We start from the raw sequence: 26,117 nt of genomic DNA, 5'->3' as shown, positions 1-26,117 counted from the left end.
GCTCAGCATGCAGACGCCTGGCGAAGTGCCTCGGGTACAGATGAGTGCCATCACTAAACACTACGGCTCGATAGCCTCGTTACGCGGTGTCGATCTGCTGTTGCAGCCCGGTGAAGTGCTGGGGCTGGTGGGCGACAACGGCGCGGGCAAATCCACGCTGACCAAGATTCTGTCAGGTGCCGTGATACCGACCAGCGGACGAATCGCCATCGATGGCGAGGAAGTCAGTTTCAGCGGCCCGGCAGATGCGCAGCGCTGCCATATCCAGATGGTGTACCAGGACCTGTCGCTGTGTGACACCGTCGATGTGGCCGGAAACCTCTTCATGGGCCGCGAACCGATGCGCCGCGTGCTCGGCGTGCCGTTGCTCGATGAGACGCGCATGCACCGCGAAGCACGGCAGATTCTTGAAGCATTGGGCATCACCATTCCGGATACCCGCGCGCAGGTACGACACCTTTCCGGCGGCCAGCGCCAGGCCGTTGCGATTGCCCGCGCGGCCGCCTTCGGCCCTAAGGTTCTGATCATGGACGAGCCCACCGCGGCCCTCGCGGTAGCCGAAGTCGAAGCGGTGCTGGAGTTGATTCGCACCATCAGCCGCCAGGGCGTCAGCGTGATTCTGATCACCCACAGGTTGCAGGACCTGTTTCTGGTCTGCGACCGCCTCATGGTGATGTATGACGGCGCCAATCTGGCCGAGCGAAGGATTGCCGACACCGACCTCAACGAGGTCGTCGAACTCATTGTCGGGCATAAATTCACTGCCCGCTCCGCTAGCGCCTGAAAGGATGTGACGCCATGAAAACGCTCGATCTCACGCGCCAACGCATTCTGCCGCAGTCGCTGTTCAAGCGCCTGCTGCATGATTTTCCCGGCGTGGTCAGCATCGGCCTGTTTTTCGCCCTGTGCTTTGTGCTGTTCGCACTGGTGACCGATAACTTTTTAAGCGGTGCCAACCTGCTCAACGTTATCCGGCAAAACGCGCCGTTATTGATTGTCGCGGTGGCGATGACGCTGGTGGTCACCACCGGCGGCATCGACCTGTCGGTCGGCTCGACCCTGGCGCTGGTCGGTGCGCTGGCGGCCATGGCGCTCAATGCCTGGCACCTGCCCTGGCCGCTGGTTCTGCTCGGCGGGCTTGCGGTCGGCGCGATGATCGGGGCGCTGAACGGCTACTTCATCGCCTACGCGGGCATCCCGGCCTTTATCGTCACCCTCGCCACCCTGACCATTATTCGTGGCCTGGCGATGCTGCTGACGCAAGGCTATTCGATCCCCGTCCCACGCGAAGAAGCGGCGTTTCTGGCCCTCGGTCGCGGCTGGTTTCTCGGCGTGCCGCTGACCGCCTGGCTGGCCTTGCTGGTCACGCTGGGCGGGGTGCTGGTGCTCGGCAAAATGCGTTTTGGCCGCTACCTCACGGGCATCGGTGCCAACGCTGAAAGCGTGCGCCGCGCCGGGGTGAATCATCGCGGTGTGCTGCTGCGGGTCTACATGCTCAGTGGCATGGCGGCCGCGCTGGCCGGCATGATCGTCACCGCCAGGCTGGGCAGTGGTTCCTCGAATCAGGGCGAAGGTTTCGAACTGGAAGTGATTGCTGCCGTGGTCCTCGGCAGTACCAGCCTGTTCGGTGGCTTCGGCACGATTGTCGGCACACTGTTAGGGGTACTGACCATGGCCGCGATCAAGAACGGGCTGATTCTGGCCCACGTCTCACCGTTTTACACGCAAATCGCCACGGGCCTGATCGTACTGCTGGCGATCTGGCTGAACACACGCATTCTACGTACCGGCCGTCCACTCGGGAGGGCTGGAGCATGAGCCTGTTTCGTCATCCTTCACCCCTGCCCCTCGGGGTCGACAGCGGCCATGCCATGACGGTGCTGGGGCCGGTGCCGGTCGAGCGCCTTGGCGTCACCCTGATGCACGAACACATTCTGCTCGACGCTTCGGGCAAGTGGGTGGCACCCAGTTGCTGCGGCGAGCGACACCTGGCCGAGCGCCCGGTGAGCATTGAGCTGCTTGGCGAACTGCACATGAACCCGTTGGTCAGCCGCGACAACTGTCAGCTGTTCGATGTCGACCTGGCCTGTGAGGAGCTGCTGAAGTACCGGGCGCTGGGCGGGGAAACGGTGGTCGATCCGACCAATCTGGGCATCGGCCGCGACCCGCAGGCCTTGCAGCGAATTTCCCGTCTGACCGGCCTGAATATCATCATGGGTGCCGGTTTCTATCTGGAACCCTCGCACCCGCATTACGTGCATGAACGCTCGGTGGAACAGCTGGCGGAGCAGATCATTCATGACGTGGGTGGTGGTGAAGAGAAGCCCGAGGTGATTGCCGGCCTGATCGGCGAGATTGGTGTTTCCGCCGCGTTCACGGCTGACGAAGAGAAATCACTGCGCGCCGCAGCCCGTGCAAGTGCCGCGACCGGCGTGCCGCTTTCAGTGCACTTGCCAGGCTGGGAGCGCCTCGGCCACCGGGTACTGGACATCGTTGAGGCAGAAGGCGCCGACCTGCGCCACACGGTGCTGTGCCACATGAACCCGAGCCACAGCGATCCGGTGTATCAGCATGCGCTGGCGGCACGCGGCGCGTTTCTGGAATACGACATGATCGGCATGGGTTACTACTTCGCCGACGAGCACGCGCAGTCGCCCAGCGATGAGGAAAACGCACGGGCCATCGTCGCCCTGATCGAGCACGGCTTCGGCTCGCAGGTGCTGTTGTCTCAGGACGTCTTTCTGAAAACCATGCTGACTCGCTATGGCGGTCATGGTTATGGCTACCTGCTGAAACACTTTGTCCCGCGCCTGCGCCGTCATGGCGTTACCGGTGAACAACTCGAAAACCTTTTGATCGACAACCCGCGCCGGGTCTTCCAGCGCGGCTTCCAGGCTCCTTTTTCATCGCAGAGGAATGCAACGTCATGAAACAGTCCGTATTGCTGGCTGGCGAATCATGGGTCAGCACGTCAACCCACATCAAAGGCTTCGATCAGTTCGACAGCGTCACTGCGCACAATGGCGCGCGGCGCTTGCTCGCGGCGATGGCAGACAGCGACTATCAGATCACGCAGATGTGCGCCGATCAGGCCCAGACCGACTTTCCGGCCACGGTTGAAGCACTCAGTCAGTATCAGGCGGTGATCCTCTCCGACATCGGTGCAAATACCCTGCTGCTGCACCCCGACACCTGGCTGCGTGGCAAGCGCACGCCCAACCGCCTCAAAGCCCTTCGCGAATACGTCTTGCAGGGCGGCGCATTGATGATGGTCGGTGGCTATTTCAGTTTCCAAGGCATCAACGGCGGCGCGCGCTATCGCGGAACGCCTGTCGAGGAAGTCTTGCCCGTGCGCTGCCTGCCTTACGACGACCGTGTCGAAGTGCCGGAAGGCTTTCTGCCGCAGATCCACAGCGATCACCCGATACTGCAAGGCCTGGGCGGCGAATGGCCGTACCTGCTTGGCTACAACGAAGTTGAATTACATCCCGAAGCTCAATTGCTGGCCACCGTCGAAGGCTCTCGGCACCCGCTGCTCGCCGCGCGCGAGGTCGGTGCCGGACGCACTCTGGCGTGGACCAGCGACCTTTCCGAACACTGGCTGCCGGAAGCTTTTCTCGACTGGGAAGGCTATCGCCGCTTCTGGATCAACAGCCTCGACTGGCTGACCCGCCGTACCTGACCGGAGGCTCCGATGCTCGATGACCCTATAGCCCTGACCCGAGCCCTGCTGGCGTTCCAGACCCTCAACCCGCCGGGCGATGAAGAAGCGTGTGCGGCTTTTCTTGCCGAGCAGCTGACCCGCCACGGATTTGTCTGCGAGCTGCAGCGTTTCGGTGAGCGCCGTTTCAATCTGGTCGCCTGGCTTGAGGGCGACGGCCCCGGCAAACCGCTGGGGTTCACCGGCCACCTGGATACCGTGCCGCTCGGCAGTGCCACCTGGAGTCACTCGCCGTTTGCCGGTGAGATCGTCGATGGCCGGCTGTACGGGCGAGGGTCCAGCGACATGAAAGCGGGCATTGCCGCCTTCATCGTGGCCTGCCAGCGCAGCCGTGATTCCATTCGGCGCGGGCCCGGCGTTCGGCTGATACTCACCGGCGGAGAGGAAACCGGCTGTGACGGCGCCAAGGCCCTGTGCAGTGACGCGCCCCATTTGCTGGGCGAACTGGGCGCACTGCTGATCGGAGAGCCGACGGCCAACTACCCGATACTCGGACACAAAGGCGCGCTATGGCTGCGCTGCGCCAGCCATGGCCTGACGGCCCACGGCGCCATGCCGGAAGAAGGCGTGAACGCTATCTATCTGGCCGCCGAACACATTGGCCGCGCGCAGACCTTTGAAGTAGGCCCTGCCCATCTGCTCATGCGCAAGCCGACGCTGAACGTCGGCACTATCAGCGGCGGCCTTAACATCAACTCGGTACCGGACTACGCAGCGTTCACCCTGGACCTGCGCACTGCACCGAATCTGGACCACGACGAGATTCGCGGACGACTGGCGGCCCATCTGGGCAGCAGCGCGGAACTGAGCACCCTGATTGATCTGCCTGGTATCTGTGCCAGCCCCGACGAGCCGTGGGTGCAACAGGTTTTTGCACGCTGTCAGGCCTTGCATGACGCCCCTCTGGAGGAAAAGGCGGTGCCCTACTTTACCGATGCCGCGGTGCTGCTCCCCGCCATCGGCTATCCGCCCACCCTTATTCTCGGCCCGGGGGAGCCCGCTATGGCGCACAAGGTCGATGAGTATTGTGAAGTCGACAAACTTCAGCAATGCGTCGAACTGTATGCCGGATTGATCGAAGACTGGACAGTCATGCACGCGCCGATGAACGACTGACGCAAGATACTCTCACCAGCCCTTCATAGCCCTCCTCGTCGGCATTCGTTCTGCTCACATTCAAACCGGCTGCGCAAGGCAGCCACTCACCTGGAACGTGCATAGCCATGACAAGGATGTAAACCGTTCTGGACAGCGGACGGGTTGAACGCGTAATAAGGTGCCTACAAAATTTCCCTAATGGACAGCACGTTAATGGCACTACGCGGTGATGAAGCGGACGACCATGAGTTCCGCAGCCGGTCATATCCCGTCCAGGAAGATATGGCGCAGCAGCGTCGAGTCTGGCGCTTTGAGCGCATCGGCTGGGCAGGCCTGATTGTACTGATAGTGCTGACCCTTGCCGGTTTGTTTTCCAAAGGGCCGTTGAGCCAGGTCGAGCCTCGAACGGCAGATGGCAAACTGCAGGTGAGCTACGAGCGTTTCAGCCGCAACGGCAGTCAGGACGATATGATTGTCACGTCCAGAGGCGCCCCCTCCGAAATGCGTTATCTGGTCGTCGGCAGTGGACTGCTCGAAGGCGTATCGATCGAGAACCTCAACCCCCAGCCCGCGCCCCTTCACAGCGAAGGCCGTGATCTGGTCATTCCGATGCAGGCTGACAAGGACGGTTTAGCCACTTTGTACCTGACTGTTCGCAGTAACGGGGTGGGACTGTACCGAGGGCAAATGCATATGCTGGGTGGCGAAACGCTGCCGATGCCCAGGTTTATCTACCCGTAGAGAGAAAGCGATTTATGGATGCAGTGCTCAGAGCAGCAGCGATTTATTTTGTCTTGATGGTCTTGTTTCGTGTTGCCGGACGCCGCTCCCTTACCGACCTCACTACCTTCGATTTCGTCTTGTTGCTGATCATTGGCGAGGCCACTCAGCAAGCGCTGCTGGGCGATGATTTTTCAGTCACTAACGCGATACTGATCATCTCCACCCTTATCGCCATAGACGTCGGCTTTTCCCTGGCCAAACGCCGATCGAAGCGGCTGGCCAAATTTCTGGATGGCGGCCCCACGGTTATCGTGGAAGACGGCAAGCCACTGACCAAACGAATGAGAGAGGCGCGCATCAGTGAATCCGATGTGATGGAGGCCGCACGAACCACGCAAGGGATCGTGGAGATGAAGGACATCAGGTACGCGATCATTGAAAGGAACGGCGAGATATCGGTCATACCGTTCAAATGAAGGTCTGCAAGTGGTCAGGGACGGCTGCAAGGCGACCCGCGAATCAGCGCTAAAACTTACCTGCGCAGAGTTTCATGGCGACATCCTGAACATCTTTACCGATCAAGTCAGGCTGGGTGCCTGAAGTGATGGCATCGAATGCGCCACCTGGCGGTGCTGACATCAGCCAGCACCGCCAAAAGGTCACGATCAGATCACTGGCTTACGCCTGCTCTTCCTGCTCGTCATCATCGTGCTTGAGTGCCGGCTTCATCCCTGGCTGAGGCGCGTGCTCGGCATTCGGCGCGATTTCTTCGCCGTGGTTCTTTTTCTCTTGCTGGACTTTTTTGTCGTGGGCAACGTTACGTGGATCGGTCATGGGAATTCCTTGATTGGCAGAGGATTCGAACACCCATCGACGTGCTGCATTGTTTGAGCGCCGGGGCAAGATTTGGAGTCAGGCCGTTGCAAGGCGTTCAGTGCATTTGAACCGGCACCTGCCGGGAGGGGCGAGTTGCGGGTTCCGGCCCGAGTTGAGGCGACGGCGTCATGACTCAGCGGACGACAGCCTGAACGCCGGCGACTGAACCAGCTCCATGACCACTTCGCGCAAAGACTGCGCACACGGAGACAGCTCGCGATACGCCAGCGCCAGCACATAGGCAACAGGTGTGCCTGGCCCAGTTATCTCCCGACACGCCAGCCGCCCAGGCTGACGTCGGGCATAGCGCTGCGGCATGAGCGCCACGCCCATTCCTCCGGCGACCAGCGCGGCCGTGGTCTGCATCTGGCGAGGCTGTTGCACGACCCGAGGGGTAAAGCCTGCACTGGCGCAGGCCAGCAGAATGTGCGAGTGCATGCCCGGGCCATGATGCGGGGCGAACAGAATCCACGGTTGGTCTGCCAGCTCCGCAAGACCGATGGACGTCTGCTCGGCCAAGGGATGGTCCTGCGGCAGCACCGCGACCATGCGGTCCTCGAACAGCGGCTCGATATGAATAGTGCCCGGGTCGATGACCGGCAATACCAGAATGCCGACGTCCAGCCGCTCATTGCGCAGGCCTTCAAGCTGCTCGGGAGGGGTGGCCTCCTGCAGTTGAATGTCGACGTTCGGGTTGGCTGCCTGATAGCGACGCAGCAGCGCCGGCAGCAAACCATCGACCACGCTGTCGACAAAGCCCAGGCGAATCGTGCCGAGCATGCCTGCCGCAGAGCGACGTGCCATTTCACAGGCCCGTTCGGCCTGCAGCAGTGTCTGCCGAGCCTCGGCCAGAAACACCACGCCCGCGCCGGTCAGTTGCGTGGAGCGCGTACTGCGCTGCAACAACTGCACACCCAAGCATTCTTCCAGACGACGAATCGCAACGCTCAGGGGCGGCTGTGACATGTTCAAGCGCTGCGCGGCCTTGCGAAAATTCAAGGTTTCAGCGACCACCACGTACTGACGCATCAATTTCAAATCAATCATCTGATATTTTTTTAGTATCAATGAGCTATCAAATTAGTATGTTACAAATAAATGAGCGTTGCACATACTTCATGGTTCAACGGCTAGGGGCGAGATCGCTCACAGCCTGGTCTATGAAGAAGGGGCGCTGATTTGAACACGCGAGCGTATGGTGTCGCCGCACTGGCCGGCTTTGTCGGGGGCAATGTTTCCAGTTTCATCAAATGGGGTACAGAGATCCCCTTCCCGCCTCGCACGCCGGACCGCCCGGTCCCGCCTGTGGAGATGCTTGATTCGCTGGGCATCAACGCTCAGCAACTGACTTATGTGTATTCAGAGCATGTGGTGAATTACGGCAGTGCCCTGGTCCACCATGGCTTTTCCATCTTCTTCGCCATGTTCTATTGCCTGCTTGTACTCCGGTATCCGCGCGCCGCCCTGTGGCAGGGTCTGGGTTTCGGCCTGTTGGTGACCCTGGGTTTTCACGGCGTCATCCTGCCGGCGTTCCATTGGGCACCGCCGCTGTGGGAGTTGCCTGCCTCGGAGTTGTTATCGGAAACGTTCGGGCACTTGCTGTGGATGTGGGTGATCGAAGTCATACGGCGGGATTTGCAGCAGCGCTGGCTGCCTCACAGCCAATCGGTCTGAGTAGCGCGCTGCCTTGCGACCGGCACCTGGAATTTCCCTGTAAACGGAGTGACCCGATGAAATCTCTATACACCCTGGCTCTGGCCTGCGCCGCCTGCGCGGGCATGGCGAGTGCCAATGCCGACGTGCAATCGGTGCCGAACGAGTCTACGCAAATGACTCACAGCAACGGTCAACTGCAACCGCCTGTTTCATATGCCACGCTGTGGGCTGACGAAAAAGGTGCCACGCATGTGGGCCACTGCCGCCTGGAAGGCCTGGAGTTCAAAAGCTATGCCCCGCCAGCCGCGCCGCAATGGGTCGGCGTCTCCCCTGACGATATTGAAAGCATCGCCTACGCGGTGCTGCCAGTGGGATACGTCGGCAACTGGCACCACGCGCCGGGGCCACAATGGGTGATCACCCTGCAGGGGCAATGGTCGGTGGAAACCACCGATGGCAGTGTGCTGGTGCAAGGACCGGGAGAGATGCAGTTCAATGCCGATACCCGGTCCCGGCCGCGTCCGGATGACGAGCGTGTAGGCCACCTGACACGCACCGTGGGTGATCAACCCAATGTTCAACTGATCATCAAACTTAAACCGGGTGCGGCTGACAAACGTACCAATGGCAGCTGTGCCTACTGATCGCCTACGGACCTGAACATATGAAACCGACCCGTAAAAAACACTTTCTGCGCCCCTCCTCATGGTTATTGGGCGGTGCGCTCCTGGCCGCAGGTTCAGCAGGCGCAACCGACGCCGTCGCCCCTGTTCGGCAAGTGGTTATCGATCCAGCCTTCAGTCAACTGGTTGCCCCCCAGGCCCGCGTCGAGCTGCTGACCGATCAGGCGAAGTGGGCAGAAGGCCCGCTGTGCCTGGCCGATGGCCGTTTGATCTGGAGTGACATCAAGGCCAACAAGGTCAGCAGCTGGCAGGCAAAGGATGGCGTGTCCACCTGGCTGGAAAAGGCCGACTTTCAAAACGGGCATACGCTCGACGGCCAGGGCCGTGTGGTGGCGGCCTCGCATGGCAAGCGTGGCATCGTGCGGCAGGAGTCCAATGGTGAGTGGCGTACAGTGGTCGACACCTACCAGGGCAAACGGCTGAACAGCCCGAACGATGTCGTGGCAGATAAAAGCGGCGCTCTCTGGTTTTCCGATCCCACTTTCGGTGTGCTGAGCAAAAGCGAAGGCTATGGCGGCAAGCCGGAGCAAGGCGGTGAGTTCATCTATCGTTACGTACCCGACACCGGGCAGATCACCCGTCTCGACACACCCGAAGTCCACGCGCCCAATGGCCTGGCCTTCTCGCCGGATCAACAGCTGCTTTATGTGGCCGACTCACAAATGGCCCACGACTTCACCAACAAGAAGCTGGCACATCGCATCATGGTCTATCAGGTGCGCGACGGTCGCTTGATCAACGGCAAAGTGTTCGCTGACATCGAGCCCGGCATCCCGGACGGGATCAAAGTCGACGCGCTTGGCAACCTGTGGAGCAGCAGCAAGGAAGGTATTCAGGTGTTTTCCGCAGCAGGCAAGCCACTGGGCAAACTGCTGGTCGCGGCGGCCGATACCAGCAACCTGACATTCTGCTCCAGCGAGCAGGCAAGCTGGGCGTACATTACCGCTGCCAACAAGGTGCTCAGGGTGCAGGTGATGAAGGGCGTAGCTGGTCAGTAGGACGGACTGTCCCGATGCTCATCGGGTAGCAGTAAACCGATTCAAAGCCCGGCACACGGCGCCGGGCTTTGAATACGATGCCTAGGCTCTGTACGAAAAGTCGGCGAGCGAAGGTCAGGCGAGGCAAAAACAGGCGAGGAAGCGGAGTCTACGTGTTGTAAATGAGCATTCCGATTGGACTCGCATCCGAGCCTGTTTTTAACGAAGCATCACCGAGCGCAGCCACTTTTCGTACAGAGTCTAGAACCAGGTCTCCATCTGGATACCGAACTGCCAAACACCACCGGAATTGAAGTCGCTTTTGCCGAAGTTGCCGGTCGTGCTGTAGCGGTCCAGGTCCGAAGACCAGTTCATGAGGCTTGCGAACACTCGCAGTTCGGGACGCGTAAGCAGGTCACCCATGTCCGGCTTGAAGGTCGGCGCAACCGTAAACTTCCAGAAGTTACCGTCGACCGCATTGCGTTGCAGGTAGCCTTTGGGGTCGAGGTCCATGGTTTGCCAACTCAGCTCGTAGGCCATCTCGAAGTTGCTGTTGATCTCGTTGGCCAAGCGCATGTTCAGCGTGAGCCAGCGGTAATCGTCGCCTTTGACATAGCGGTCTTTGCTCTGCTCGGCCAGCAGGCTCGGGCCGATGCGCCATCCCGGCGCGATAGGCGTCTCGCCATACATGGCCAGACGCACCGCGCGGGCGTCGTCGAGCAGTTCGCCATCGGCGCCAATATCCTTGACCTGTGCACCCAGGCCCTGCCCATAGAGCAAAGCCGTCTTGAAGAAGCCTTCGCGGCCGAAAAAGTCTTTCTGGTGATTGGCCAGCATGGTGTGCAGGCCTGAATCTGCGGGTGCAAAACCGGCTTGATTGGTGCGCGTACCGACGTCGTTTTTCTTTGCGCCAATGGCGTTGAACATCCACTGCCACTGACCATTGTCGAAGAATTGGTTGGAGGTCAGGATGTAGCTTTCCACATCGGCATCGACGCCGCCCTCACTGAAATCTCCGTAGTTACGTCCGATCAGGGAGTAGTTCGAGCGCCAGTCCCTGGTCATCTGCACATCGTAGATACCGCCACCGGTCCCGGCCAGAAAGACCACGTCCGAGTCCAGCCAGTGGATATCGAAATTATCCCTGTCGAAGCGCTTGCCGGCCCACAGGGTGGAGTTCTCGAACACTGAATTACCCTTGAAGGCGGCGATGTGGTCGAGTTCGGTAAATACCTGACGCACGTTCAGGCTGCTTTCGGTGGGTGTCCAGTCGTTATAGCTTTCAACGCCATCGGCGATGGAGACCGTGAACTTGGAGCGCGTGCCGTTCTGCGCGTAGATCTCTTTCGACAGATCGAAGCGCATGTAGGTGTCGTCTTCGTTACCCAGCCGCCCGACCGCCCCACCGACTGAACCCGCGGGTGTTGTATAAGGCCCGCCGCGACCGCCGCCCAATCCGTCGTTGATCAACAGGCCGGAGCGAGCATAGCCCTTGAAGCTGAACCCGTCGGTGAGGTGTCCGGCACCGCCTGGCTTCTCCATGCTTTGCTGGCGGGCTTCGAGTTTTGCTACGCGATCATCCAGAGCGGGCTGTGGACTGGCTGCCACAGTCGGCGCGGAAGTGGGCGCGGCAGGCTGCGCAGCGGGGGTGGCGAGTTTGAGTTGCTGCAGTTCCCTGGCGAGCGCCTGGGTTTGCTGTTCGGCTGCGGCTGCACGTTTTTCCGCAGCGCTGGCACGGGCTTCAAAAGCGGCCATCCGTTCTTCCAGAGTCGCGGCCTGAGAGACGGTTGTCGAGGTGCCGAGTACCCCTGCGAGTAGCCATCTTGATGCGTTCTGCATGTGGACTTCCTGTTTTGTTTTTATTGTTTTCGTGACGTTGGCCGGGCCTTTTTCCCTCAACACAAAATTGTGCAAATCGAAGAAAAAAGGGTGCCACATCGAAAATACGCTGCTACATTGACGATGTTAACGTTAACTTTTATAAAAACAAAAATAAAGAGGGCTCTATGAAACAGCTGAAATCTCTTCTTCCCGCCGCGCTGCTCACCCTGTCTGCAGGGTTTCCTGCGCTGTCGAACGCCGCCAATCTGACGATCTCGTGTGGGGCCGTCGGTGCTGAGTTGCAACTGTGCAAGGAGGCAGTCGATAGCTGGTCAAAACAGACCGGCAACAACGTCCAGGTGGTTTCCACGCCTAACTCTGCGACCGAGCGCCTGTCGTTCTACCAGCAGATCCTCAGTGCCCAGTCCACCGACATCGATATCATTCAAATCGACATGGTGTGGCCGGGGATGCTCGCCAAACACCTGACGGACCTGCGCGAACTGCTTCCGGCAAATGCAACACAAGGCTATTTCCAGGCACAGGTGGACAACGCCACCGTCGACGGCCGGCTGGTGTCGATGCCCTGGTTTACCGACTCGGGGCTGCTGTACTACCGCAAGGATCTGCTCGACAAGTACCAACAGCCGGTCCCCCAGACCTGGGAGGACATGACCGCTACCGCCCAAAAAGTGCAAAAAGCCGAGCGCGATGCCGGGAACGCCACTATGTGGGGCTATGTGTTCCAGGGGCGCGCTTATGAAGGCCTGACATGCAACGCTCTGGAATGGATCAGCAGCCAGCCGGACGGCGGACTGGTCAACCCGCGCGGAGACATCGTGGTCAACAGCCAGGCCTCACGAGTCGCGCTGACCCTGGCCAAAAGCTGGGTCGGCGACATCTCCCCGCCCGGCGTCCTCAATTACACCGAGGAAGAAGGCCGTGGCGTGTTCCAGTCGGGAAATGCGCTGTTCATGCGCAACTGGCCTTACGTGTGGGCCTTGGTGCAAAGCAAGGACAGCGCGATAAAAGACAAGGTTGGCGTAGCGCCCCTGCCCAGCGGCGGCGCGAACGGCACCCATGCTTCAACGCTCGGAGGCTGGGGGCTGGCGGTTTCGCGCTACAGCCGCAACCCCAAGCTGGCGGCAGAACTGGTTGCCTACCTGACCAGCGCCCAGCAGCAAAAGCAGCGTGCCCTGGCGGGTGCCTACAACCCGGTCATCGAGTCGCTGTATGCCGACCCCGAGTTGCTCGCGGCGATGCCTTACTACCCCCAGTTGCACAGCATCCTCAGCAATGGGGTCATGCGCCCCGCCGCCATCACGGCCAACGGCTACCCACGCGTCTCCAACGCCTTCTTCGATCGGGTGCATAGCGTGCTGGCGGGCGATATTCCGGTCGATCAGGCACTGGTCGAACTGGAACGCGAACTGACCCGCATCAAACGCCGGAACTGGTAAGCCACACGTAAGGAAATCAACATGCCTGTCTCTTCTACCGACTACCCCGGAGACGACGAACTCGTCACCCGGGAAACGCCTGTACAACGTCGCAGGCTACGCGCCGCCTGGCTGTTTCTGACGCCGATGCTGGTGTGCCTGGTGCTGGTGGCGGCCTGGCCATTGCTGCGCACATTCTGGTTCAGCCTGACCGACGCCGATCTGTCGGATACCGGCAGTGGCTCATTCGTGGGCCTGAGCAATTATCTGCTCTACGACGGCGTCATCTGGTCTGGCGTGCTGGTCGATCCGCAATGGTGGAACGCGGTGCGTAACACCCTGCATTTCACCGTGGTGTCGGTCGGGCTGGAAATGGTCCTCGGACTGATGGTGGCGTTGCTGTTGAACGTCAAGTTCACCGGCCGCGCGCTGGTGCGTGCGTTGATTCTGATCCCTTGGGCGATTCCGACCATCGTCTCGGCGAAGATCTGGTCGTGGATGCTCAATGACCAGTTCGGCATTATCAACCACATGATGCTGAGCCTGGGCCTGATTGACGCGCCACTGGCCTGGACGGCAGATGCGGATCTGTCGATGTGGGCAGTGATCATCGTCGATGTCTGGAAGACCGTGCCCTTTGTCACCCTGCTGATGCTCGCGGCACTGCAGATGCTGCCAAGCGATTGCTACGAAGCCGCCAGGGTCGACGGCATTCATCCGGTGCGGGTGTTCTGGCGTGTCACCTTGCCGTTGCTGATGCCCGCGTTGTTGGTCGCCGCAATCTTTCGCATCCTCGACTCGTTGCGGGTCTTCGACGTCATCTACGTCCTGACCTCCAACTCTTCGAGCACCATGAGCATGTCGGTCTATGCCCGCCAGCATCTGGTGGAGTTCCAGGACGTCGGCTACGGCAGCGCCGCCTCTACCCTGCTGTTTCTGGTCGTGGCCGTGATTGCCATGCTTTATCTGTACCTCGGACGCCGCCAGCTGGAGGTGCGCTCATGAACCTGCGCCCACTGAAGAAAGCGCTGCTGCGTCTGGCCTTCTGGGGCCTGGTCGGGATCGTGCTGCTGTACGCGATCTTCCCTTTCTATTACGCCGTCCTGACCTCGCTGAAACCGTCCAGCGCCTTGTTTGAAGTGAGCTACTGGATCACCGAAGCCGACTTCTCCAATTACGCAACGGTCCTCAGCCAGGCTTCATTCCTGCAGGCCATCGCCAACTCGCTGGTGGTTGCGCTGAGTGTAGTGATGCTGGCGCTGTTCCTCGGCCTGACGGCGTCCTATGCCTTGGGCAGAGTCAAGTTCCGAGGGCGCGGCACGGTGCTGATGATGGTGCTCGGCGTCTCCATGTTTCCTCAGGTCGCGGTGCTGTCGGGACTGTTTGAAGTGATCCGCGCACTGGGTCTGTACAACACCTCATGGGCGCTGATCCTGAGCTACACGATTTTCACCCTGCCCTTCACCGTCTGGGTGCTGACCACGTTCATGGGGCAACTGCCGTATGAACTGGAAGAAGCGGCAATCATGGATGGCGCATCGCCCTGGGTCACGTTGACCCGCGTGCTGTTGCCGCTGCTGTGGCCCGCCCTGGTCACGACCGGCCTGCTGGCGTTTATTGCCGCGTGGAACGAGTTCCTGTTTGCCCTGACCTTCACCCTGACAGACGCCCAGCGAACGGTCCCGGTCGCCATCGCCCTGATCTCGGGTGGCAGCTCCCACGAATTGCCCTGGGGCCTTTTGATGGCGGCGTCGGTGCTGGTGACCGTGCCACTGGTGATTCTGGTGCTGATCTTCCAGCGCCGCATCGTTTCCGGCCTCACTGCCGGCGCGTTGAAAGGTTGATGCACACAACTGACAAGGAACAGCATCGTGATGAAATTGAAGCTAGACAACATCAACAAGCAATTGGGCGGCACGCGTATTCTGCGCGACGTCAGCCTGGAGATCGCTGCCGGTGAGTTCGTTGTGTTCGTCGGCCCGTCGGGCTGCGGAAAGTCGACGCTGCTGCGCTTGATCGCCGGCCTGGATTCGATCTGTGCTGGCGACCTGCTGATCGACGGACGACGGGTCAATGACCTGGAACCACGCGAGCGTGGTGTCGGTATGGTCTTTCAGTCCTACGCCCTGTACCCGCACATGAGCGTCTACGACAACATCAGTTTCGGCCTCAAGCTGGCCAAGACGGAAAAAAGCAGCCTGCGCGAACGCGTGCTGAAAACCGCGCAGATCCTGCAACTGGACAAACTGCTGCAGCGCAAGCCCAGGGAACTGTCCGGCGGGCAGCGCCAGCGTGTGGCCATGGGCCGAGCCATGGCGCGGGAACCGGACATCCTGTTGTTCGATGAACCGCTTTCCAACCTGGATGCCTCGTTGCGGGTTCAGATGCGCAACGAAATCGCCCGCCTCCACAAGCGGCTGGGCTCGACGATGATCTACGTCACCCACGATCAGGTAGAGGCGATGACCCTGGCGGACAAGATTGTCGTACTCAACGGCGGTCAGGTCGAACAGGTCGGCTCACCACGCGAACTCTACGAGCGTCCTGCCAGCCTCTTCGTCGCCGGTTTTCTGGGCTCGCCAAGAATGAATTTTCTGCCAGTGAGCTTGCAGGCACCGGGTCGCAGCAGCCTGATCGATATCCCGGCACTGGGCATGAAATCCCTGCCCTTCGACAGCTCGAATCTGACCGAGGATGCGCAACTGACCTTGGGTGTGCGCCCGGAGCACATCACCCTCAATGCTGCGAACAACGGCGTTGGCGTCACGGTATCCGGTGTCGAATACCTGGGCAGCGAGGTCTATGTGCACCTGGCTACCGGCGCAAGCGAGCCCTTGATTTGTCGCTGCGATGCCAAGGCTGGCTGGCAGGTGGGTGACCAGGTCGCGCTGCAATTCGACGACAGCAACCTGCACCTGTTCGACGCCGATGGCCTGGCCCTGAAGCGCCACACAGACGCCAGTCAACACCTGACACCCGGTACCACACCGCACCTCGTACAAGCAGGCACCCTATGAGTTTTTCCGTGAATGCCATGAGCAACCCGATGTCCCCCGCCCTCGAACGCGCGCACCATGCGCTGGAAGAGGGTCTGTCGCAGCTCGTCCACGATTATCGGCCCGGTTATCACCTGGCCCCGCCGGCAGGCTGGATGAACGACCCTAACGGGGTGGTGTTCTTTCGCGGCGAATATCATGTGTTCTATCAGCACCACCCGTTCGACGCGAAATGGGGCCCGATGTACTGGGGCCATGCGAAGAGTGCCGATCTGGTCCATTGGCAACACCTGCCCATTGCCTTGGCACCCGGTGATGACTTCGACCGGGACGGCTGTTTTTCCGGCAGTGCAGTGGTGTGTGGCGACACCCTGGCGCTGATCTACACCGGGCATACATGGCTGGGTGAGGTGGGCGACGAGCGCTTTATCCGTCAGGTGCAGTGCCTGGCCACCAGTACCGACGGCATCAGCTTCATCAAACACGGCGCCGTCATCGACACCCCGCCGCAAGACGAGATGATTCATTTCCGTGACCCGAAGGTCTGGCGACAGGATGGCCACTGGTACCTGATTGCCGGCGCACGCCTGGGTGAAAAACCGCTGCTGCCGCTCTATCGATCCACGGACCTGCACGCGTGGGAATTCGTCAGCTATGTGTTCTCAGGCGACGACGGCGACGGTTATATGTGGGAATGCCCGGACCTGTTTGGCCTCAATGAACGCGACGTACTGCTTTACTCCCCCCAGGGCATGCCGGCACAGCGCTACGAGCGACTGAACAGGTTCCACACCGGCTATAGAGTGGGCCAGGTCGACAGTCAATGGCAGTTCACCGGCGGGCCTTTTATCGAGCTGGACAGCGGCCACGACTTCTATGCGGCGCAGACGCTGGTGGCGGCAGATGGCAGACGTCTGCTGTGGGCGTGGATCGACATGTGGGAAAGCCCGACCCCCACCGAAGCGCATCACTGGCGCGGCATGCTCGGCCTGCCGCGAGAACTTGAAGTGCGCGAAAATCGCCTCTGCGTACACCCCGCACGCGAGCTGACAGCGTTGCGCGACGCGTCACTGCCAGGCACTGCCTGGTGGAGCGACGCGGGTAGCCAGTGGCTGACCGACATACACGGCGACATGCTGGAAATCCACGTGCAGTTGGACCTGCTCGACTGCATCGAAGGCCACTTGGGCGTGGCATTGCGCAGCAGTCCGGATGGCCAGGAGCAGACTCTGCTTTACTACGATGCGTCGCTAAAACGTTTGATCCTCGACCGTACTCAGTCGGGCACCCACGTCAGCGGTCAGCGCAGCGTAGCGATAGATCCACAACAGAATCAGCTTGAACTGCGGATCTTCCTTGATCGCTCGTCCATTGAGGTGTTCGAGCAAAACGGCAGTTTCAGCTTCAGCAGCCGCCTTTATCCACAGACCGACAGCCTGGGGGTCAAGCTTGTTGCCAACGGCACAGGAGGCCGAGTCTGCATTGCCAATGCATGGCAGCTCTCCTCCGGATACCTGTAAGGTAAATCATTGAAGTCGCGAAAAAAATCAGCTCTCTGTAGCATGATAATCATCAGTCAACCCGACAGGCCCCGACCCGCATGACCTCAGTTAAAGACGTTGCAAAACTGGCCGGTGTGTCCCTGATGACGGTGTCTCGGGCGCTCAATGATCCGGGAAAACTGAGCCCCGAGACGTATCAGCGGGTGCGCAACGCGATCGATGAGCTTCAATTCGTACCCAGCCTGTCGGCTCGCCGGATTCGCGGCGACAACCTGCAGACCCGGACCATCGGCGTATTCGCCCTGGACACCGCAACCACGCCATTTGCGGTCGAGCTGCTGCTGTCCATCGAACAGACCGCGCAGCAGGCAGGCTGGAACGTATTTATCCTCAACCTGCTGAGCAACCCGCCCACCGACCAGAACATTGATCTGATGCTCTCGCACCGCCCCGACGGGTTGATCTTCAGCGCCATGGGCTTACGCAAAGTGAGTATCCCGCAGCGCTTGAAGAGCAAACCGCTGGTGCTCGCCAACTGCGTAGCCGATGACAGCAGCCTTGTCAGTTATGTGCCGGACGACGAAATGGGTCAGTACCGTGCCTTGCACCACGCGTTCAGCAAGGGCTATCGACGCCCGCTATTCATCAACCTGCCAAAACAGAGCCTGGCCTGGGAAATTCGGCAAGCAGGTATGTTGCGTGCCTGCGAGGCGTTCGGTCTGGCTGGCGACGAACTCTTGCAATACAACCTGTCCGAACACGACGCCTATTGGGAAACCGCCGCCATCCTCGCCCGGCACATGCTGGATGGCCGTCCGCAGTTCGACATTCTGATCTGCGGCAATGACCGCATTGCCTTTTGTGCCTACCAGCTGCTGCTGGGCCAAGGCCTGAAAATCCCCGGCGATGTCGCCGTACTGGGTTATGACAACATGATCGGCATCGCCGAGCTGTTCATCCCTGCGCTGACCACGGTGCAACTGCCGTATTACGAGATCGGTCGCAACGCCGCCCGGCACTTGATCGACAGCATTGAGGTATCGGGCTCCCAGCCTGTGGACTGCCCGCTGGTGGTCAGAGAATCGTTATGAAGCCTTGCGTGGGATAGCTCACGCATCGAGTCGTCACGCGGGACGAGCCCAATAAAAGCGTCGGCTCTTGAGTTCTGATTTTCAACTTCGAAACGCTGGCCATAGGGATGAGCAAGCTGGTGGCGAGGTTGTCGCTTTAAAGGTTGCCTATTGCTTCATGTCGGACTGTTGGGGATGCTATGGATAGTGATTCCACAGCATTCAGAGCAAACAACTGCTTACGTCCGGAATATCCGCAGGCTGCATCAGAGGAGCGCACAACTGCCCCTCTGAGCCGGGAGCTTGATACGTGTCAGTCCGCACTGCCGGTCAGCAGTGTTCTTGTCGCCGCCACAACATCTTCTTTGCGCATCAGGCTTTCGCCGACCAGAAAGGTAGTGATGCCGGACTTCTTGAGTCGCAGGCAATCATTATGGTTGCCGATACCACTTTCGCCGACCAGCAGTTTGCCTGCGGGCACCATGGATGCCAGTCGCTCGCTTGTGCCGAGGTCTACTTCGAAGGTATGCAGGTTGCGATTATTGACGCCAAGCAGCGGGGAAGACAGTTTAAGCGCACGCTCCATTTCATGTTCGTCATGCACTTCCACAAGGACGTCCATCCCCAGCGTCATGGCGGCACTTTCAAGTTCGGCAGCCAGGTCATCACTCAATGAGGCCATGATCAGCAATATGCAGTCCGCGCCCCAGGCACGTGCCTCATACACCTGATACGTATCAAACATGAAGTCTTTTCGTAACACAGGAAGGGCGCAAGCGTTTCGCGCATCGATAAGAAACTGCGGCGAGCCCTGGAAGCTTGGCGTGTCGGTCAGAACGGATAAACAGGCAGCGCCACCGGTTTCATAAGCCTTCGCCAGCTCTGGCGGGTTGAAGTCTTCGCGAATCAGACCTTTTGATGGACTGGCTTTTTTTATTTCTGCAATCAAGCCTATCAGACCCTGCTGCTCTTTTGCTTTCAGTGCTTTATAAAAACCGCGTGGGCTGGACTGTTCGAGGGCACGCTGTTCGAGGCGGCTGAATGGCAAGTCAGCTTTCGCCGCCTCTATTTCCTGAAGTTTGTAATGTTTTATTTTGTTTAGAATATCACTCATGACAGTCACTCATATTAGCGGGCAGTTTATTACATTAATTCCTGTGTGCTTGACGCAAGAACGCTGATTCTTGCCCTCTAGCAAAAGTCAAACCAGACTACCTTCACTGACCGACAAATAATAATTAAATTTAATTTATCAATCTTTAAATATCATGCGCGTTAAATATATCATAATAGCTTATGATGTAAACCCAGAGCATATGCTCTTCGGTAACGCACCCTTTTATGTAAGCAAGGCGACCAAGATGGCAAAACAGCATCAACTTGCCATTGCCGCCTGGATATAGCGTGCTATTTCAGAAATAAAGTCTCTGATAAAAGCATCTTTGCGTGCTCGTTGCGAGGTGACAGGTGTCTCAAGAACAGTTCATACAAATGCTCGATGAAAGCTACCGACATTGGACCGGTCACGGACTGCCGTCCCCTCGGCAACTGGACTCGCAACAACGCCTCACCTGGCTGCATACACAAGCTCCCTATAGCCTGTTGGCCCACGATGGCGCCGCGGATCCGCGCTTTACCTACGTGAACGAATGCGCGCTGCAATGCTTCAAGTACCCGCACGACAGTTTCATCGGCATGCCCTCACGTTTCAGCGCCTCGGAGCTCGATCGTGCTCAGCGTCAGGTATTGCTGGAGCAAGTCACCGCCAATGGCATCGCCGAGGGCTACAGCGGCTGGCGAGTGGATGCGAATGATCAACCGTTCATGATCTACGCAGGTGTGGTGTGGACCTTATTGAATTCGCAGGGCCAGGCGTGCGGGCAAGCCGCGTTATTCTGGCCGGATGAACAGCGTATCGGCGTTGTGGATTAAGGTTTTCCGGAATGGTTGTCTGCTCCTGCTCGAGCAGACAACCTGACCAACCACCTTGTCCAGAAGCATCGCCCTACGCTCCATCCTGCGGATTCGATGACGCAGAAGTCCCGCTTTCCAGTGCAGATTTATACCCTCGTCAAACGTCCAATAACCTCAAGCTGGTCGTTTCATTGCTGGCTGCGCCCGTGCTCTGGAATCAACTGACTTTGTACACGCCTCAAGCACCGCGCCTCCAATCAAAGCGCTGTCTCGCACCGTTTATCCGGGTCGATTGCGCAGCTGTGGTCGAACTCTTGTTGAACTCCGGCCAGACTCGACCTTCCCCGAAAGTGCTTCTTTCCAGACTTTCCGGATGCGGGTAAAAAGACACCACGATATGCGATTTGCGCCTCAGGGCAGCCATCGGATACGGGCTTTTTAACAGCGCCAACCGATACATAGCGATCCACCCCAAACCCCGCCTCGGCGGGGTTTTTCATTGGGCGAACTACAAGGAGACCCGTGCAAATGTTGAAAGACTACCGATGCGGACAGTGCAAGAAGCTACTGGCTCGCATGGGTGACTACACCGAACTCCAAATCAAGTGCTCCCGCTGCGGGACGCTGAATCATGTGAAGGCCGCGAGCCTTGAGTTATCGCCTTTGAGCGAAAGAGGTACAGCAGCGTCGCTGCTGCCTCCCAAAGCTATTTAAAGGTATCAATTATGTCCACTAGCAGCTCTGCTGTAAGCCAGCTCAAAAATAGTCCTCTAGCAGGTCACATCAACTACGCACCCACTGTCTGGTCCCGCGCCGATGCGCTGAAGGTCAATGAAAATGACCCGACCACCACGCAGCCACTGGTCAGTGCGGACTTCCCGGTCATGAGTGATACGGTATTCATCTGGGACACCATGCCGCTGCGCGAGCTGGATGGCACGGTGGTTTCGGTCAACGGCTGGTCGGTCATCCTGACCCTGACGGCTGACCGCCACCCCAATGATCCGCAATACCTCGACGCCAATGGCCGTTATGACATCAAGCGTGACTGGGAAGATCGTCATGGCCGCGCACGCATGTGCTACTGGTACTCGCGTACCGGCAAGGACTGGATCTTTGGTGGTCGCGTAATGGCCGAGGGGGTATCGCCCACCACACGAGAGTGGGCGGGCACACCCATACTGTTGAATGACAAAGGCGATATCGATCTTTATTACACCTGCGTCACGCCCGGCGCAGCGATCGCCAAAGTACGTGGTCGTATTGTGACGTCCGATCAGGGCGTGGAGTTGAAAGACTTTACCCAGGTCAAAAAGCTGTTCGAGGCCGACGGCACCTATTATCAAACAGAAGCGCAGAACTCGAGCTGGAACTTTCGCGACCCCAGCCCGTTCATTGACCCCCGTGACGGCAAGTTGTACATGGTGTTTGAAGGCAACGTCGCCGGTGAACGCGGCTCGCACACAGTAGGGAGTGTCGAGCTGGGTCCTGTGCCACCAGGTCATGAAGACGTGGGCGGGGCCAGATTCCAGGTAGGTTGTATCGGCCTGGCGGTCGCAAAAGATCTCACTGGTGAAGAGTGGGAAATACTTCCGCCCTTGGTGACAGCCGTCGGCGTGAACGATCAGACCGAGCGTCCGCACTATGTCTTTCAGGACGGCAAGTATTACTTGTTCACCATCAGTCACAAGTTTACGTATGCCGATGGTATTACAGGACCAGACGGTGTCTACGGTTTTGTCGGCGAACATTTGTTCGGCCCGTACCGGCCAATGAACGCTTCCGGCCTGGTGCTCGGCAATCCGCCCGAGCAGCCTTTCCAGACGTATTCCCACTGCGTCATGCCGAACGGCCTGGTGACTTCATTCATCGACAGCGTGCCCACCGAAGGTGAGGATTATCGTATCGGCGGCACCGAGGCGCCGACGGTGAGAATCCTGTTGAAGGGGGATCGCTCGTTCGTGCAGGAAGAATATGACTACGGTTACATTCCTGCGATGAAAGACGTGCAACTGAGCTGACACGCCGTCCACGTACGATGCCTGAGGAACGCCTGTGCAAGCAGGCGTTCTTCAGGCGTTCAGCCCGGCAACTCGCTCATCGCGATGATCTGCTCGGCCATGGTTACCTACCAGCGTCCTGGAAGGTGTCGTACTCGTTAATGAACAGGCATTTCAAAATGCCCATGCATGGACAGCGTATTTCGTTTCCTCAGAACCCTGCACACAGGAGAAACCGCAATGGCGACCGCGAACAAAAATCTCAAGGCGACCTGGGTCGCAACCGTTACGAATCTTGACTGGCCGTCAGTCTCATCTCTGGCCATCACTGATGAGGCTGCACGTGTCAGAACACAGAAAGAAGAGTTGACCAGCATTCTTGATGAACTTGTGGCAATGAAAATGAATGCGGTTATATTCCAGGTTGTTCCCTGCGCAGATGCATTCTATGCATCAGACCTGCTTCCATGGTCGAAATACCTGACGGGGACGCTCGGAAAAAATCCCGGCTTCGACCCACTGGCTTATGCTGTTGAGCAGGCGCACGCTCGTCATATCGAGCTGCACGCATGGGTAAACCCGTACCGCGTATCAATGAACATCAGTGATGCCACAATAGAAGAGCTGAATAACTCATCCTCTGACTCGCCGGCCAGTGTGTTTAAACTGCATCCTGAATGGACAGGCACTTCAGCGAAACGCTTTGTTCTCGATCCCGGCATACCTGAAGTTCAGGCGTGGGTGAGTAGTATCGTTGAAGAGATTGTCACTCAATACGATGTGGATGCGATTCAGTTCGACGATTATTTTTATTATGAATCCGCCGATTCCCTGCTCAATGATGATGCGACCTACCAGACCTACAATACGACCTTTACCACAAAGGCCGACTGGCGACGGAATAACACGTATTCGCTGGTTGATGCATGCCATAAAAAAATAGCCGCCGTTAACACGGGTGTCTTGTTTGGTATCAGCCCGGCAGGCGTCTGGTGGAATAAATCTGACGACCCGCTGGGGTCTGATACGCAGGCCGGTGCACCTAATTACGACTTCGCGTATGCAGACACGCGGAAATGGGTCATTGACGGCATCATTGATTATATCGCCCCGCAGGTCTACTGGCCGTTTGCCCGGGAGGTTGCCCGCTATGACGTCATCACCCAGTGGTGGGCGGATACCGTCAGGGGTACCGGCACAGCGTTATATATTGGTATGGCTCTGTATAAAGTGGGAACGGCATCAGCAGCCGAGCCCGACTGGACTGTTGAGGGGGGCGTGCCTGAAATGACTCGTCAGCTTGACCTGAATGATTCTCTGGCTGAAGTGTCCGGGTGTATGTTTTTTCGACATATGTTTCTGCGGGCTTCGCAGACACAGCAGGTGGTTGATTACCTGAAGCGTCGCTGGGCCGACGTCTAATTTTTTTGTTGGGCTTCTGCGCAATGGGGAAGCCCTTGTAATAAGCGGGCTTTTTTAAAATGGATTTCGCCCGCTCAATACAGGCAATATTGGCTCAAGCGTTCGTTGAAATCATGCTAAAGTTTCCGTTTCTGAGGGATGCGCAACGGATGTCATGGTGAATTTTCCGGGCGGCTGGATATAGACGTAGCTCCACGACCAGACGCTCCATGAAGATTATTTATTTTTCCACGTGGTAGACACCGGATTCGTGACGGTATTTTTTTCCTGGGTATAAGTGCCGTTCTGCTGAGCAAGGGCCTCGCCGGTATCAACAATAGCGTTCTGGATGAATATGTTTTGCTTGTCTCCACGAACGAACGTTAACTGATGAAAAGCCGTTTTATTCCCCCAGTCGCCAGAAGGCAGAGAAATGAAACGCACAGTGAACGTTTCCTCATCTACATTGCCCTCTATGGAGTAAACGCCATAGTGGTTTTCACCCTGCGAAATCAGTTTGTAGGTGCCGTTATCGTAATAATAAATTTCGGCATCGGGGAACGGTTTTTTGTCGTACATTTTACGGTAATGCAGCACTTGCTTAATGGTGGGCTGACCGAAGCTAACCGTCAGTTCTTTACCATCCACCGAGGTGGTCAGTCCCTCGGCGTGAGCACCGTTCATGAGCATTAGCAGACTTGTGGTTACCGTTGTGATTAATTTCACTTCACTTTTCCTCGTCTGGTTCTATGGATGACGTTGCGTCAACGTACTGAGACTGTTACCTACGTTGGCAATGTTACAATTTTCGGGTATGTACTGCATACCATTTATGAACTAGTCAGCCTGCGGCTGCCAATTGCCCATCGCGTAGCATCAGGAAACCGCGTGGTCCATCAGAGCTACCACAGAGCTGCGCTTTAATATGACAATTGCAATACATCATAAAGCCCACCTATCCTCATTGCTCACTTCGCTGACAACGAATGTATGCGACATATACGCCCCGAAATGCTGGAACTGGCCGGATGGGTCGGCAGGTGAGGCTAATCAACTGCGTTAGAGCTTTGTAGACATACTCAATCTGCCATTATCGGCCGATGCATAGCGCTGCCGAAGGACACCTTTTCTATTGGACTCAAAGCGACTGCTCTTGAGTCCTGATCTTCAACCCTGATACAGCTGGGCGAAAATGGTCGGGGTAACCTGAAGGGTAAACAGCGGCAGACTGTGCCGGTGATATTCAGCCAGGCAGAACAAGAGGAGAGCAATCAAATCACGCGCAGCGACCAGCACCGATTCGCAAGACCGGGCGCACGGCGTCAACCCTTGGCTGAAGACACCGTCGACCAGCAGCTGTGGCAGATGCTCATGGACAATCGCGCTTTGGCCAGCGATCCCATTGATCCAGAGGCGGAGGCGTCGAGCAAAAAGGCTCTTGCCGAAACTATCTACGTGTTAACAAAATTGAACAAAGCGACAAAAATAGGTGCCTGGCCGCGGAACCTCAAAAAAAGACTGTCGTTCTTTATAACAACCAAGGAGGCTGACTTTGCCAGCCTTCATCGTCATCCGGTTTAGCGATCACCTATTAGCCGGCGTGGAGCCTTGATCAGGAGGGTTGTCGCGACGGCACTCCTCCCACTCCCTGCTTCCCAATGCCTCAGCGAATAACCTGAATCAATCGTAAGCGCTCCATAGACCCCACTTGGCTAAAGATGGGGTTTATGGAGCGCTTACCCATATTTCGCATCAGGCGGCGGCTGAGCGTGGTCTCACCTGAAAATGCACGCAACAAAAAAGGCGTCCCGAAGGACGCCTTTTCTGTTGGACTCAAAACCACTGTTCTTGAGTCCTGATCTTCAACCCTGATACAGCTGGGCGAAAATGGTCGGGGTAAGGGGATTCGAACTCCTGACATCCTGCTCCCAAAGCAGGCGCGCTACCGGACTGCGCTATACCCCGATGATGCTAAAAAACACCTCCGAGGAGGCGTTTTCTATTTGGGTGACGCTTGTGGCGTCACTCCCTAAGATCCAGCCAGATACAAACTGACCAAAAATGGTGGGTCGTGTGGGATTCGAACCTACGACCAATTGGTTAAAAGCCAACTGCTCTACCAACTGAGCTAACGACCCAAATATGGTCGGGGTAAGGGGATTCGAACTCCTGACATCCTGCTCCCAAAGCAGGCGCGCTACCGGACTGCGCTATACCCCGACTTAAACTGCATTGAACCT

25 protein-coding genes, 3 tRNA genes and 1 pseudogene are annotated in these 26,117 nt (G+C 58.1%); 21 read left to right on the top strand and 8 right to left on the bottom strand.

The window, feature by feature from the left end; all coding sequences use genetic code 11:
- Positions 1-7: 7 nt before the first annotated feature.
- From KBY02_RS21275 to KBY02_RS21245, 7 genes are all read left to right on the top strand, one after another.
- A complete protein-coding gene (locus tag KBY02_RS21275; RefSeq protein WP_011266621.1) occupies positions 8-784 on the top strand; it encodes an ATP-binding cassette domain-containing protein in 777 nt (258 codons plus the stop codon).
- A 14-nt stretch (positions 785-798) separates the two neighbouring features.
- Positions 799-1,818, top strand: coding sequence for an ABC transporter permease (locus KBY02_RS21270; protein WP_003371220.1), 1,020 nt, complete (start codon positions 799-801; stop codon positions 1,816-1,818).
- Positions 1,815-2,930 carry a phosphotriesterase gene (locus KBY02_RS21265; protein ID WP_024661299.1) on the top strand — a complete coding sequence of 372 codons (1,116 nt, stop codon included), beginning with the start codon at positions 1,815-1,817 and terminating at the stop codon, positions 2,928-2,930. The genes KBY02_RS21270 and KBY02_RS21265 overlap by 4 nt, the downstream gene beginning before the upstream one ends.
- A complete protein-coding gene (locus KBY02_RS21260) occupies positions 2,927-3,682 on the top strand; it encodes a glutamine amidotransferase (RefSeq protein WP_024661300.1) in 756 nt (251 codons plus the stop codon). Before KBY02_RS21265 ends, KBY02_RS21260 begins: the two co-directional genes overlap by 4 nt.
- A 12-nt stretch (positions 3,683-3,694) precedes the next feature.
- Positions 3,695-4,837, top strand: coding sequence for a M20 family metallopeptidase (locus KBY02_RS21255; RefSeq protein WP_096135445.1), 1,143 nt, complete (start codon positions 3,695-3,697; stop codon positions 4,835-4,837).
- Between the two features lie 195 nt (positions 4,838-5,032).
- On the top strand, positions 5,033-5,560 hold the full coding sequence (locus tag KBY02_RS21250; protein ID WP_024638560.1) for a hypothetical protein: 528 nt from the start codon (positions 5,033-5,035) through the stop codon (positions 5,558-5,560).
- A 14-nt stretch (positions 5,561-5,574) separates the two neighbouring features.
- Positions 5,575-6,018 (top strand): DUF421 domain-containing protein, encoded by a 444-nt coding sequence (locus tag KBY02_RS21245; protein WP_003317797.1) that lies wholly within the window; start codon positions 5,575-5,577, stop codon positions 6,016-6,018.
- 202 nt (positions 6,019-6,220) lie between these two features.
- On the opposite strand, the gene KBY02_RS21240 is transcribed toward KBY02_RS21245, so the two are convergent.
- A complete protein-coding gene (locus KBY02_RS21240; RefSeq protein WP_003317799.1) occupies positions 6,221-6,376 on the bottom strand; it encodes a hypothetical protein in 156 nt (51 codons plus the stop codon).
- Positions 6,377-6,544: 168 nt separating this feature from the next.
- Complete coding sequence (locus KBY02_RS21235) at positions 6,545-7,465, bottom strand: LysR family transcriptional regulator (RefSeq protein ID WP_060406405.1); 921 nt, start codon at positions 7,463-7,465, stop codon at positions 6,545-6,547.
- A 132-nt stretch (positions 7,466-7,597) separates the two neighbouring features.
- Between KBY02_RS21235 and KBY02_RS21230 the strand changes: the two genes are divergently transcribed.
- The 3 genes from KBY02_RS21230 to KBY02_RS21220 are packed head-to-tail and all read left to right on the top strand — an operon-like array spanning position 7,598 to position 9,755.
- Positions 7,598-8,092: a YagU family protein gene (locus KBY02_RS21230; protein WP_003403346.1), complete on the top strand. Its 495-nt coding sequence runs from the start codon at positions 7,598-7,600 to the stop codon at positions 8,090-8,092.
- A 56-nt stretch (positions 8,093-8,148) separates the two neighbouring features.
- Entirely contained in the window at positions 8,149-8,718 is a 570-nt protein-coding gene (locus tag KBY02_RS21225) for a hypothetical protein (RefSeq protein WP_011266615.1), read from the top strand.
- Positions 8,719-8,738: 20 nt separating this feature from the next.
- A complete protein-coding gene (locus tag KBY02_RS21220) occupies positions 8,739-9,755 on the top strand; it encodes an SMP-30/gluconolactonase/LRE family protein (RefSeq protein ID WP_096135446.1) in 1,017 nt (338 codons plus the stop codon).
- A gap of 240 nt (positions 9,756-9,995) precedes the next feature.
- Here KBY02_RS21220 and KBY02_RS21215 read toward each other — a convergent pair whose 3' ends face one another.
- Positions 9,996-11,573 carry a carbohydrate porin gene (locus tag KBY02_RS21215; protein WP_032620211.1) on the bottom strand — a complete coding sequence of 526 codons (1,578 nt, stop codon included), beginning with the start codon at positions 11,571-11,573 and terminating at the stop codon, positions 9,996-9,998.
- Between the two features lie 167 nt (positions 11,574-11,740).
- Between KBY02_RS21215 and KBY02_RS21210 the strand changes: the two genes are divergently transcribed.
- The 6 genes from KBY02_RS21210 (at position 11,741) to KBY02_RS21185 (ending at position 18,583) form a co-directional block, all read left to right on the top strand.
- On the top strand, positions 11,741-13,015 hold the full coding sequence (locus KBY02_RS21210; RefSeq protein WP_104683666.1) for an ABC transporter substrate-binding protein: 1,275 nt from the start codon (positions 11,741-11,743) through the stop codon (positions 13,013-13,015).
- Positions 13,016-13,036: 21 nt separating this feature from the next.
- The gene (locus KBY02_RS21205; RefSeq protein WP_024659753.1) at positions 13,037-13,999 is read left to right on the top strand and encodes a carbohydrate ABC transporter permease; all 963 of its coding nucleotides are present in this window, start codon (positions 13,037-13,039) and stop codon (positions 13,997-13,999) included.
- On the top strand, positions 13,996-14,838 hold the full coding sequence (locus tag KBY02_RS21200; protein WP_104683665.1) for a carbohydrate ABC transporter permease: 843 nt from the start codon (positions 13,996-13,998) through the stop codon (positions 14,836-14,838). Before KBY02_RS21205 ends, KBY02_RS21200 begins: the two co-directional genes overlap by 4 nt.
- A gap of 27 nt (positions 14,839-14,865) precedes the next feature.
- Positions 14,866-16,011, top strand: coding sequence for an ABC transporter ATP-binding protein (locus KBY02_RS21195; protein ID WP_173427830.1), 1,146 nt, complete (start codon positions 14,866-14,868; stop codon positions 16,009-16,011).
- Positions 16,008-17,510 (top strand): glycoside hydrolase family 32 protein, encoded by a 1,503-nt coding sequence (locus KBY02_RS21190; RefSeq protein WP_162496818.1) that lies wholly within the window; start codon positions 16,008-16,010, stop codon positions 17,508-17,510. Before KBY02_RS21195 ends, KBY02_RS21190 begins: the two co-directional genes overlap by 4 nt.
- 80 nt (positions 17,511-17,590) lie before the next feature.
- Complete coding sequence (locus tag KBY02_RS21185; RefSeq protein WP_003403364.1) at positions 17,591-18,583, top strand: LacI family DNA-binding transcriptional regulator; 993 nt, start codon at positions 17,591-17,593, stop codon at positions 18,581-18,583.
- Positions 18,584-18,875: 292 nt separating this feature from the next.
- On the opposite strand, the gene trpC is transcribed toward KBY02_RS21185, so the two are convergent.
- Entirely contained in the window at positions 18,876-19,676 is an 801-nt protein-coding gene (gene trpC, locus KBY02_RS21180) for an indole-3-glycerol phosphate synthase TrpC (protein ID WP_003423144.1), read from the bottom strand.
- A 377-nt stretch (positions 19,677-20,053) separates the two neighbouring features.
- On the opposite strand from trpC, the gene KBY02_RS21175 reads away from it, so the two are divergent.
- The 4 genes from KBY02_RS21175 (at position 20,054) to KBY02_RS21160 (ending at position 23,898) form a co-directional block, all read left to right on the top strand.
- Positions 20,054-20,494 (top strand): MEKHLA domain-containing protein, encoded by a 441-nt coding sequence (locus KBY02_RS21175; protein ID WP_024641376.1) that lies wholly within the window; start codon positions 20,054-20,056, stop codon positions 20,492-20,494.
- Between the two features lie 510 nt (positions 20,495-21,004).
- Positions 21,005-21,190 (top strand): Com family DNA-binding transcriptional regulator, encoded by a 186-nt coding sequence (locus KBY02_RS21170; RefSeq protein ID WP_003403367.1) that lies wholly within the window; start codon positions 21,005-21,007, stop codon positions 21,188-21,190.
- 11 nt (positions 21,191-21,201) lie between these two features.
- Positions 21,202-22,497, top strand: a complete 1,296-nt coding sequence (locus tag KBY02_RS21165) for a glycoside hydrolase family 68 protein (protein WP_011266606.1) — start codon at positions 21,202-21,204, stop codon at positions 22,495-22,497.
- Positions 22,498-22,716: 219 nt separating this feature from the next.
- Positions 22,717-23,898, top strand: coding sequence for a glycoside hydrolase family 10 protein (locus KBY02_RS21160; RefSeq protein WP_032654616.1), 1,182 nt, complete (start codon positions 22,717-22,719; stop codon positions 23,896-23,898).
- Between the two features lie 216 nt (positions 23,899-24,114).
- Here the strand turns inward: KBY02_RS21160 and KBY02_RS21155 are convergent, their stop codons facing one another.
- Positions 24,115-24,567 carry a hypothetical protein gene (locus tag KBY02_RS21155; RefSeq protein ID WP_161806397.1) on the bottom strand — a complete coding sequence of 151 codons (453 nt, stop codon included), beginning with the start codon at positions 24,565-24,567 and terminating at the stop codon, positions 24,115-24,117.
- 513 nt (positions 24,568-25,080) lie between these two features.
- Between KBY02_RS21155 and KBY02_RS21150 the strand changes: the two are divergent.
- Positions 25,081-25,458 (top strand): annotated as a pseudogene (locus KBY02_RS21150) (hypothetical protein); the annotation flags it as partial.
- Positions 25,459-25,765: 307 nt separating this feature from the next.
- On the opposite strand, the gene KBY02_RS21145 reads toward KBY02_RS21150, so the two are convergent.
- The 3 genes from KBY02_RS21145 to KBY02_RS21135 all read right to left on the bottom strand — a co-directional run bounded on the left by KBY02_RS21145 (position 25,766) and on the right by KBY02_RS21135 (position 26,097).
- Positions 25,766-25,842, bottom strand: a tRNA-Pro gene (locus KBY02_RS21145).
- 97 nt (positions 25,843-25,939) lie between these two features.
- Positions 25,940-26,015: transfer RNA gene (locus KBY02_RS21140), tRNA-Lys, on the bottom strand.
- A gap of 5 nt (positions 26,016-26,020) precedes the next feature.
- Positions 26,021-26,097 (bottom strand) — tRNA-Pro (locus tag KBY02_RS21135).
- Between the last annotated feature and the right edge of the window lie 20 nt (positions 26,098-26,117).

This window comes from Pseudomonas sp. P129 (assembly GCF_020312195.1).
Lineage (GTDB): Bacteria > Pseudomonadota > Gammaproteobacteria > Pseudomonadales > Pseudomonadaceae > Aquipseudomonas > Aquipseudomonas fragariae.
Note: the sequence above shows the minus strand (reverse complement) of the source record. Positions and strands in the feature narration are given on the sequence as shown.